This is a genomic window from Methylobacterium sp. AC433, assembly GCF_979253015.1.
In genome coordinates, this window is sequence record NZ_CEEDBN010000028.1 from 21,230 (window position 1) to 30,643 (window position 9,414).

A 9,414-nucleotide genomic window follows, 5' to 3' on the forward strand; every position below is an offset into this window, starting at 1 on the left:
CTGCGAAGATCTCCGGGGAGGCCGATCGCCATCGGAGGAGAAGGGAGCTCGGCGATGCCTGCGCAGCAAGTCGGCCCCGACGGCGTATCCGCTCAGGCCAAGCCCCCTGGTCTGCCGATGGAGCCTGAGGGAATCGGAGCCCCGCTTCCTTTCCGCTACGCCGCCGTTCCGCGTCTCACGCGGTTTTCGGACGTGCTCGACGAAGCGTTCTACGTCCCGGTGCCGGACACGTGGTGGATCGCCCTCTGCGACGTGGTGATGTCGACCCGCGCGATCGAAGAGGGGCGCTACCGGTCCGTGAACATCGCCGGGGCCGCCCTGATCGCGGGCGTGCGCAACGCACTGCCCGAGGCCGACACGCCGTTCGTCTTCGGGGGTGACGGCGCGACCCTGCTAGTCTCACCCGAGCATCGCCACATCGTCGAGGCGGTTCTGGCCGCGACAGTGACCTGGGTCGGCGAGACGCTCGACCTCACCTTGCGGGCCGGGCTGATGCCGGTCTCGGCGGTGCGGATCGCCGGACACGACCTGCGGATCGCGCGCTACGCGGCCTCGCCCAGGGTCGATTACGCGATGTTCTCCGGCGGCGGCCTCGCCTACGCGGAGGCTGCGCTGAAGCGCGGGCTTCACGCGATCCCGGCGGCAGCAAGTGGCGCGAAGCCCGACCTCACAGGCTTGTCCTGCCGGTTCGAGGCGGTGCCGGCCCGGGGTGGCCTGGTCCTGTCCATCATCGTCCTTCCCGAGGCGGGCGCCGACCGGAGCGCCGTGCTGACGGCCCTCGGCGAACTTCTGGCCTCGGTCGAGGCGAGCCCCGGCATGGGGCGCCCTGTGCCGGAATCCGGTCCCGCGATGCGGCCGCCCTGGTCGGGCCTTCGGGAGGACGCACGCGGACAAGGTCCCTTGGCGGGGTCGCAGCGCCTTCGCCTAGCGAGCCTCTTCCTGTCGCGCAGCGCGACCTTCGCGCTGTTCCGCCTCGGCGTGCCCTTCGGCCACTTCTCGCCGCGCCGCTATCGACGGCGGCTGGCCGCCAATGCCGATTTCCGGAAATACGACGACGGGCTCCGGCTGACCGTGACCTGTCCGGTCGCGACGGCGGATCGGATCGAGGCACGGCTCACCACTGCACAGACGGCAGGGCTGGTGCGGTACGGCCTGCACCGCCAGGAGGCCGCGGTGGTGACTTGCATCACGCCCTCCGTGCTGCGCGACGACCACGTCCATTTCGTCGATGGCGCCGACGGCGGATATGCCCGGGCCGCCGCCATGCTCAAGCGGCAGCCATGACCGCACCCGACATCCCGTTCCTGGCCGGTCTGGACCCGGAGGCCGCCGCTGCGGTGCGGGCTCGCATGGTTCCGGTAGCGGTGGCCGGGGGAACCACGCTGTTCGCGCAAGGCGAGGCCGGGGACGCGCTCTACACTCTGGTCTCCGGCGCCATTGGGATCTCGGCCGAAGGTGCCAGGGGGCCGCTGCGCCGGATCGCCCGGCTGAGCCCGCCCGAGAGCTTCGGCGAGATGGCGCTGCTCTCGCCGGCCCCCCGATCCGCCACCGCCACGGCCCTGCGGGATTCCAGCCTACTGCGGCTGGCCCGCGCGGATTTCGAGGCGGTGGTCGCGGATCATCCCCGGATGCTGCTCTACTTCGCGCAGGCACTCACCGAGCGCATCCGGGTCGGCCAGGAGGGCGAGGCGGTGCGGCACAGGCCGCGCAGCTTCGCCGTGCTCGCGGTCACCGAAGGGCTCGATGCGGCGGCATTCGGGGACGCCCTGGCGGCCGCCTTCGACGCCACCCTGCCGGGCCGCACCGGCTGCCTGACACGCTGGCCGGAGGGCGCGGACGAGACCTGGTTCCACGACTACGAGACCCGCCACGCCCGCACGATCTTCGTGGCCCACGAGGTCGGTTGCCCGTGGTGCCGGCTCTGCCTGCGCCACGCGGACCACGTCCTACTGCTCGCCGAGCCTGGCCGGCCGGCCCGCGCCGGGGCCGGCGCCTGGCTCGGGAGCCTGCGATCGGACTGGATCCGGATGGATCTCGTCGTCCCACAGGACGCGGATGCGGTTCTGCCCCACCCCCTCCATCCCGACGTCGCGGCCTTGCCCGCCGCCCTGCGCATCCCGGTGCGGGCCGGCCATACGAACGATCTCGGGCGGCTCGCGCGGCTCGCGAGCGGCTCGGCCCGGGGCCTCGTCCTCGGCGGCGGCGGCGCGCGCGGCCTTGCCCATCTCGGGGTGCTGCAGGCCCTGGAGGAGGCCGGTTGCGCCCCCGACTTCGTCGGCGGCACCAGCATGGGCGCGGTGGTCGCGGCCAGCCTCGCCATGGGCCTCGGAATCGACCACATCCGCGCACGGACGGTCGCGTTCTTCGTCGGCAACAATCCCCTCAACGACTACACGCTGCCCTACCACGCGCTGACACGCGGGGCGAAGGTCGATGCGGGTCTCGCCGCATGGTTCGGCGGCGCCCGGATCGAGGACCTCTGGCTCCCCTTCCTCTGCGTCTCCTCCAACCTGACCACCGGCACCGCGATGGTCCACCGCAGCGGCGACCTGCCGGGAGCGTTGCGCGCCAGCATCGCGATCCCGGGCCTGCTGCCACCGGTCTGCACCGAGGAGGGCGTGCTGGTGGATGGGGGCATGATGAACAACCTGCCGGCCGACGTGATGGCCGGCCTGGAGCGGGGGCCGGTGCTCGCCATCGATGTCGGTAGCGACCGCGCCTTCGGCGACATGCCGGTGCGCTCCTGGCGCGGACGCTTGATCCGGCGGATACTCGGTGCGCCCGCCGCCATGCCGGGCATCGCGCCCCTGCTGCTGCGGGCGGCGACCGTGTCGGGCGACGCCCAATCGATGATGGCGGTCGGCCACGCCGCCGCCCTGCTCAAGCCGCCGCTGGCCGGCATCGACCTGCGGGACTGGTCGAGCTTCGAGGCCATCGCGGGGATCGGCTACCGCCATACGCAGGAGGCGCTCGCGCAGGGCCATCTGCACGCCTGGACCGAGGGCAGCGGATTGCTGGGTCCATGAATCGGACAGGGGAACCCGGTGCGCCAGCGCACCCGTCCGGGCGCCCGCCCGTAACCCGGCTGTGCGCCGCAGCGATGGTCTCAGTATCGCAACCGATGCATTGAGGACGCGCCGCCATGAAGGTGCTGATCGCCGCCACGGCCCTGACCGGGCACATCAATCCGCTTCTCGCCTTGGGCCGGTGTCTCGCCGCCCGCGGAGACGACGTCGTCATGACCACTGCCGAGCGGTTTCGCGGGAAGGTCGAGGCGGCGGGCCTGCGCTTCTCACCTTACGACGACGGCGATGCCGCCGCGTATCGCGAGACCGACCTGCCCGCCGGCCCCGAGCGCTACCGGCGCGAGTTCGCGCGCCGCTTCATCGATCCGATTCCGGTCCAGGCAGAGACCCTGCGTCGCCTCGTCGAGGCCGAGCGGCCCGACGTGATCGTCGCCGGCAGCCTGTTCCTCGGCGTGCTGCCGATGCTGCTCGCCTCTCACCCCCGTCCACCGATCGTCGTCCTCAACGTCAGTTTCTTGTTCCTCGATCGGCCCGACGACGCGCCGGTCGGCCTCGGATTGCCGCCGGCCCGAACGGAAGCGGAGCGCGCCCATTACGCGGTCCTGAAGGCCGGAATGGATGCCGCCTTCGTCGATCCCGTGCGCGCCCACGCGGATGCGCAACTGGCGCAACTCGGCCTGCCGCCCCTGCCGGCCTCGCTGCCGCACTCCATCGCCGTGCTGCCGGACCTGTTCCTCCAGCCGACCGTGCCCGAGTTCGAATACGATTTCGGGACGCTGCCGCCCAACCTCCGCTTCACCGGCCTGCTGCCGACGCCGAAGGCCGAGGTCGCGCTTCCCGATTGGTGGCTGGCGCGCGACCAGGCCAAGCCCGTCGTCCTGGTCACGCAGGGCACCCTGGCGAATACCGATTTCGGCGAACTGATCGAGCCGACCCTCGCGGCCCTCGCGGACCGCGACGACCTGCTGGTGGTGGCGACCACGGGCGGGCGCCCCGTCGAGGCCTTGCGCGGCCCCTTGCCGGCGAATGCCCGGGTGGCGCCGTTCCTGCCCTTCGACGCGATGCTGCCGGAGGTGTCCCTGCTCGTCACCAACGGTGGATATGGCAGCGTCTCGCAGGCCCTCGCGGCCGGCGTGCCGATCGTCTCGGCCGGGCTGACCGAGGACAAGGCGGAGATCGGCGCCCGCATCGGCTGGTCGGGCGCCGGGCTCAATCTCGCGACCAACGCGCCGACGATCCCGGCGCTGCGCGAGGCGATCGAAACGGTGCTGGCCCAATCCCGCTACCGCGCGCGGGCCGCATCCCTGGCGCGCGCCTTCGCTGGGCTGGACGCCGGGTCGGCGATGCTCGCTGGCATCGACGACGTGGTCCGCACCCGCTCGAGCCTCCGGGGGATCGCCGCATGAGCACCATCCCGATCTTCGGCCCTGCCCGCGCCCGAGCCCTGGCCGGAGCGACGGCGAACCGGAACAGCGACGGCGGGCGAACGCCCCGGCCGATCGTGTTCGCCGCCACCCTCGTCCTCGCCGCCCTGACCGGCCTGCCCCTGGCATCGGTCGCCAACCTGATCCCGCAGGACGACGATACGTCCGATCCGTTCCTCGGCCTCTGAGCACCAGCGAGGTATCGCCATGACCGACCCCACCGAGTCCGTTCCACGCGAAATCGCGTCGCTTCGCGTCGTGGTCGACCTCAACCGGTGCCAGGGTTACGCCCAGTGCTGCTACGCGGCACCCGGTGCCTTCGAGGTCCGAGGCCACGAGATCCTGTTCTACGACCCCGCGCCGCCACGCGCGCGCCGGGGTGAGATCGAGCGGGCCGTCCAGGCCTGCCCCGTCCGCGCCATCAGCCTTCAGGCCGAAATCGGAGACGCATCGTGAGCCCCGCGGAGACGGCCGGCATCGTCGTCGTCGGCGCTTCGCTCGCCGGCCTCCGGGGCGCGGAGGCTCTGCGGCGCAACGGCTATGCCGGGCGGCTCACGATCGTGGGCGACGAACCGTATCGTCCCTATGATCGGCCGCCCCTGTCGAAGCACGTCCTGTCGGGCGAACTGACACCGGATGCCACCGAACTTCCGGAAGGCGTGGCCCTCGATGCGCAATGGCGGCTGGGGCAGGGGGCCATTGCCCTCGACCGCGCTGCGCGTACGATCCGCCTCGCGGACGGGGCGCTGCTCGCCTACGAGCGCGTCCTCATCGCCACCGGTGCGCAGGCGCGCCCCTGGCCGGCCACCTCGGGTGGCGGGCTCGCCGGCATCTTCACCCTGCGCGGCCGGGACGATGCCGCCCGCCTGCGCGCCGCGCTGGCCGAGGGACCTGACCGCGTCCTCATCGTCGGCGCCGGCCTGATCGGCTGCGAGGCGGGCTCCTGCTGCCGCGAGCTCGGACTGCCCGTCACGCTGGTCGATCCCAACCCGACGCCGCTCGCCCGTTCGCTCGGCACCTGGATCGGCGGCGTCATCGCCGATTGCCTGCGGGATGCCGGCGTGACCTTTCAGGCCGGCGCACAGGTGCTCCGCTTCGCGGGCGACGCCTCGGGCCGGGTCGCTCGCGCCCATCTCGCGGACGGGCGCGCGGTCGAGGCCGACCTGGTGATCGTGGCGCTCGGCGCGACGCGCGCCACGGACTGGCTCTCGGGCGCGGGCCTGATGGCGGATTCCGGGGGCGTGACCTGCGACGGCGCCTGCCGGGTGCTCGACGCCGAAGGGACGCCGTGCCCGGACATCTACGCGGCCGGGGACGTGGCGCGCTGGCCGAACCCGCTCTATGGCGGCCGGCTGATGTCGGTGGAACACTGGGGCAACGCCGTCGCCCAGGCGGCACACGCCGCGCGCAACATGCTGGCGGGACCCGAGGACCAGCAGCCCTATCACCATCTGCCGGCCTTCTGGTCCAGCCAGTTCGGGATCAACATCAAGGCCGTGGGCCTGAGCGAGGGCGCCGACGCGGTCGCGATCGTGCAGGGCTCGCGCGCCTCGCGGCGCTTCCTCGCCGTCTATGGCCGCGCCGGACACAGCATCGCGGCCGTGTCGTTCGATCAGGCCCGCTGGCTTCCCGCCTATGCCGAGGCGATCACGGCCGGCCAGGCCTTTCCGCCGATCCGCGATGCGAGCGACCAGGGCGGCTTCCTCTCCCTGGCGCCCGGCTTCCCGCCTCGACGTGCCGCTCCCACCTCCAGCGAGGCCCGTCATGGCTGAGGACACGCTGTTTTCCGAGGTCCTAGACCCAGCGAACCGGGCCGATCCCTATCCGATCTACGCGCGGCTTCGCGAGAACCCGGTCTCGCGCCAGCGTGACGGCAGCGTCGTGGTGAGCGGACACGCGGCGATCCGCAGCCTGATCTTCGATCCGCGCCTCAGTTCCGAGGATCTGCCACCCTCCCACCGCCCGCGCACCGGCAACCCGCTCAAGGACTGGCTCCTCAATCCGATCAAGGACCGGATCGCCACCGCGCACCGACCCCTGATCTTCCGCGACCCGCCGGACCACGACACCCTGCGCCACGTCGTGATGCGCGAGTTCTCGGTGGCGCGGGTGCAGGCTCTGCGGAAGCGCGTCGTCCGAGACGTGGACGCTCTCATCGACGCCTGCGTCGGACGCGACGAGGTCTGCCTCGTCGAGGACCTGTCCTATCCGCTCCCGGTCTCGGTGATCTGCGACATGCTCGGCGTGCCGGAGGCGGACGAGCCGCAGTTCCAGGCCTGGGCGACGCAACTCGCCACCGCCCTGGAGCCTGATGCCCGCCACGACGAGGCCAGCCGGCACCGGACCGTCGCGGCCTTCGACGCGATCTCCGGCTACATGCGCGCCCTGATCCGGGCGAAACGCCGACGCCCGACCGCCGACATGCTCAGTGCGCTGGCCGCACCGGGTCCCGACGGCAAGGCGGTGATGGGCGATTTCGACCTGATCTCGACGGCGATCCTGCTGCTGGTGGCGGGCCACGAGACCACGGTGAACCTGATCACCAACGGCATGCTGACCCTGCTGCGCCATCCCGGGGAGTTGGAGCGCCTGCGCGCCGATCCCGAGCGGGCGCCGCGCGTGATCGAGGAGTTGCTGCGCTACGAGCCGCCCGTGCATTTCCGCACCCGCAAGGCCCTCGGGACCATCGAGATCGCGGGCCGAACCATTCCGAAGGGCACGCCGGTCATCCTGCTCTTCGCCGCGGCGAACCGCGACCCGGCCCGCTTCGACGATCCGGACCGTTTCGATCCGGATCGGGACGACAACCAGCATTTCGGTTTCGGCGGCGGATTGCACTACTGCATGGGCGCCCCGCTCGCGCGGATCGAGGCCGAGATCGCACTGGTCGCCCTATGCCGCCGTCTCGTCGCCCCCCGGCTCATGGCCGACCCGCCGCCCTACAGACCCGGAGCCTCCCTGCGTGGTCCGGAGCGGCTCGGCATTCGGATCTCGGGCATCGTGCCGGGGAACGCCTGACGCAGAAACCGGGTGGAAACGCGCGTGGAGCAACGTTTCGCTGGCACGCCGCCCGCCTCACCCTCCCAGGGCAGGCATGATGACGGTGCGGGATCACACGAAGAAGCCGTCGATCAGGTAACGCGTCGCCGTGGACCACGAACTCCAAGCATCGCCACTTGGAGACACGCCATGCGCACCATCCTTCGTCCCGTCGTCGTCGCGCTCACCCTGATGAGCTCAGCGCCCTTCGCCGTGGCCCGCACACCGGAGGCGGTCGTTCCATCCGCGGGCACCTCCCTTCCTACGGCGACGACCCTGTTCCGACACGTGGCTGCCAATGGAACCACCAAGCCGCTAGGCGCGCCCCTGGATCAGCGCCTTGGTACCTCGATGCACTTGACGACGGCCGACATGCGTCTGAGCCGCGCCATCCGCAAAGCGATTTGCACGGGCTGCTGAAACTTCCCCATGCGGGCGACAACGAGGCCTCGCTCTTCATTTCCTAAGCGATTCGACAGGTGACAACGTCCGCTTCGGCACATCCTGTGCCCGAAAGCGGCCAGACCGTTCTCCACCCGATCAAGACGGGCAACGGGCCGGCAGGAGCCGACCCAACCTTGTCGTTCGAGTTCCATGTCACGATGCCCGGAAGCGGATGTCAAACGAACCACCTCCGTACGCCCGAAGCTGGCCGGTTGCAGCTTGTCCGCTTCGCGGTCCCGGCATTTGGTAAATTGCCATTCGCAGTGGCGGAGTGGGGCTTCTCAAAGCGATCAATAGTGGCAGCTTAGCCATTCAATTTTATGCGCGAGGTGATGCTGCGCCTGATTTAAACTTTGACGGCTGCAATCCGCATTGGCTCGTTGCGGCCCCGTATGGTGTGAACGCCCAGCTCTGTGATCAGAATGTCGTTCGGCGCCTCGCCCAGGCGTTCGAGAAGATCGCCGGAGACCACGACAGTCTCACCGAGTTCCTTTGCTAGTCCTTCGAGCCGGCTTGTCGTGTTGACCTGACCGGTCTTTTGGACCGAGCCGATTGAGAGGCTACTGCATGGTGGCGGCCATGGGTAGCCGGAAGGCCAGGTCCGGGACGGTGACAGGCGCGGGCGGCCGGTAGCCCAAGGACGAATGCGGCCGAACGCGGTTGTAGGTGTTCTGCCAGATCCCAATCACGGTCTGTGCCTCCTCGAGCGAGGAGAAGACCTCTTGGCGTAGGCACTCGTCCCGCAGCTTGCCATTGAAGCTCTCACAATGGCCATTCTCCCACGGCGATCCTAGTGCAATGTACTGGATCTGCGGGCCGGTTTTGGCGACCCATTTCCGCAAAGCCTTCGCGATCATCTCCGGGCCGTTGTCGCAGCGGATGTTCTCCGGGATGCCATGCAGGCACATCGCCTCGGCCAGCGCCTCGATCACACCCAGGCTGTCGATGCGCCCTGCCACCTTCAGCGCGAGACAAACCCGACTGTGCTCGTCGATCAGCGTCAGGATGCGCAGGCTTCGCCCGTCATGGGTCTGGCCCTGCACGAAGTCGAAGCTCCAGACGTGATTGCGATGGAGAGGCCGTAGCCGCACGCAGGAGCCGTCGTTCAACCACAGCCGGCTTCGCGGCCGATGCTTCTGCGGGACCTTGAGCCCCTCACGACGCCAGATCCGCTGAACCCGGTCTTTCCCTACCTGCCAACCCGCTGTCTGCAGCAGCGCGGTGACGCGGCGATAGCCGTAGCGTCCGTGACGAAGACGCCAAGGCGACGATGGCGCGGGTCAGCGCATCCTCGTCAGCCGGGACCGTGGGCCCGTAGCGTTGCGTACCCCGGTGCTGGCCGCCGATCCGGCAGGCGTGGCGCTCCGAGAGGCCGTACTTCTCCTCGATCGCGTCGACTGCCTGCCGGCGTCGTTCCGGGGCTAGATGGGGTATTCGGGGTGCGTCGCGCGGTGGAAGCGGCATGATGGTGCTCCGAACCA

At 70.3% G+C, this 9,414-nt stretch carries 8 protein-coding genes and 1 pseudogene; 8 read left to right on the plus strand and 1 reads right to left on the minus strand.

From position 1 onward, the window contains the following. Positions 1-117: 117 nt before the first annotated feature. The 8 genes from AC0IWM_RS23040 (at position 118) to AC0IWM_RS23075 (ending at position 7,909) form a co-directional block, all read left to right on the plus strand. On the plus strand, positions 118-1,284 hold the full coding sequence (locus AC0IWM_RS23040) for a DUF3095 domain-containing protein (protein WP_471758926.1): 1,167 nt from the start codon (positions 118-120) through the stop codon (positions 1,282-1,284). Continuing rightward, positions 1,281-3,026 (plus strand): patatin-like phospholipase family protein, encoded by a 1,746-nt coding sequence (locus AC0IWM_RS23045; RefSeq protein WP_471758912.1) that lies wholly within the window; start codon positions 1,281-1,283, stop codon positions 3,024-3,026. The genes AC0IWM_RS23040 and AC0IWM_RS23045 overlap by 4 nt, the downstream gene beginning before the upstream one ends. A gap of 116 nt (positions 3,027-3,142) precedes the next feature. Beyond that, positions 3,143-4,432 carry a nucleotide disphospho-sugar-binding domain-containing protein gene (locus tag AC0IWM_RS23050; RefSeq protein WP_471758914.1) on the plus strand — a complete coding sequence of 430 codons (1,290 nt, stop codon included), beginning with the start codon at positions 3,143-3,145 and terminating at the stop codon, positions 4,430-4,432. Further along, a complete protein-coding gene (locus tag AC0IWM_RS23055; protein WP_471758916.1) occupies positions 4,429-4,638 on the plus strand; it encodes a hypothetical protein in 210 nt (69 codons plus the stop codon). Before AC0IWM_RS23050 ends, AC0IWM_RS23055 begins: the two co-directional genes overlap by 4 nt. Positions 4,639-4,657: 19 nt before the next feature. After that, on the plus strand, positions 4,658-4,906 hold the full coding sequence (locus tag AC0IWM_RS23060) for a ferredoxin (protein ID WP_471758918.1): 249 nt from the start codon (positions 4,658-4,660) through the stop codon (positions 4,904-4,906). Next, complete coding sequence (locus AC0IWM_RS23065; RefSeq protein ID WP_471758920.1) at positions 4,903-6,222, plus strand: NAD(P)/FAD-dependent oxidoreductase; 1,320 nt, start codon at positions 4,903-4,905, stop codon at positions 6,220-6,222. Before AC0IWM_RS23060 ends, AC0IWM_RS23065 begins: the two co-directional genes overlap by 4 nt. Beyond that, complete coding sequence (locus tag AC0IWM_RS23070) at positions 6,215-7,468, plus strand: cytochrome P450 (protein ID WP_471758922.1); 1,254 nt, start codon at positions 6,215-6,217, stop codon at positions 7,466-7,468. The genes AC0IWM_RS23065 and AC0IWM_RS23070 overlap by 8 nt, the downstream gene beginning before the upstream one ends. 171 nt (positions 7,469-7,639) lie before the next feature. Continuing rightward, a complete protein-coding gene (locus tag AC0IWM_RS23075) occupies positions 7,640-7,909 on the plus strand; it encodes a hypothetical protein (protein WP_471758924.1) in 270 nt (89 codons plus the stop codon). A 584-nt stretch (positions 7,910-8,493) separates the two neighbouring features. On the opposite strand, the pseudogene AC0IWM_RS23080 reads toward AC0IWM_RS23075, so the two are convergent. Then, positions 8,494-9,414, minus strand: a pseudogene (locus tag AC0IWM_RS23080) (IS3 family transposase); the annotation flags it as partial.

Bases quoted from the DNA above. Each gene is read 5' to 3' on its own strand.
- AC0IWM_RS23040 (WP_471758926.1), top strand. From the start codon at position 118: ATGGAGCCTGAGGGAATCGGAGCCCCGCTTCCTTTCCGCTACGCCGCC.
- AC0IWM_RS23045 (WP_471758912.1), top strand. From the start codon at position 1,281: ATGACCGCACCCGACATCCCGTTCCTGGCCGGTCTGGACCCGGAGGCC.
- AC0IWM_RS23050 (WP_471758914.1), top strand. From the start codon at position 3,143: ATGAAGGTGCTGATCGCCGCCACGGCCCTGACCGGGCACATCAATCCG.
- AC0IWM_RS23055 (WP_471758916.1), top strand. From the start codon at position 4,429: ATGAGCACCATCCCGATCTTCGGCCCTGCCCGCGCCCGAGCCCTGGCC.
- AC0IWM_RS23060 (WP_471758918.1), top strand. From the start codon at position 4,658: ATGACCGACCCCACCGAGTCCGTTCCACGCGAAATCGCGTCGCTTCGC.
- AC0IWM_RS23070 (WP_471758922.1), top strand. From the start codon at position 6,215: ATGGCTGAGGACACGCTGTTTTCCGAGGTCCTAGACCCAGCGAACCGG.
- AC0IWM_RS23075 (WP_471758924.1), top strand. From the start codon at position 7,640: ATGCGCACCATCCTTCGTCCCGTCGTCGTCGCGCTCACCCTGATGAGC.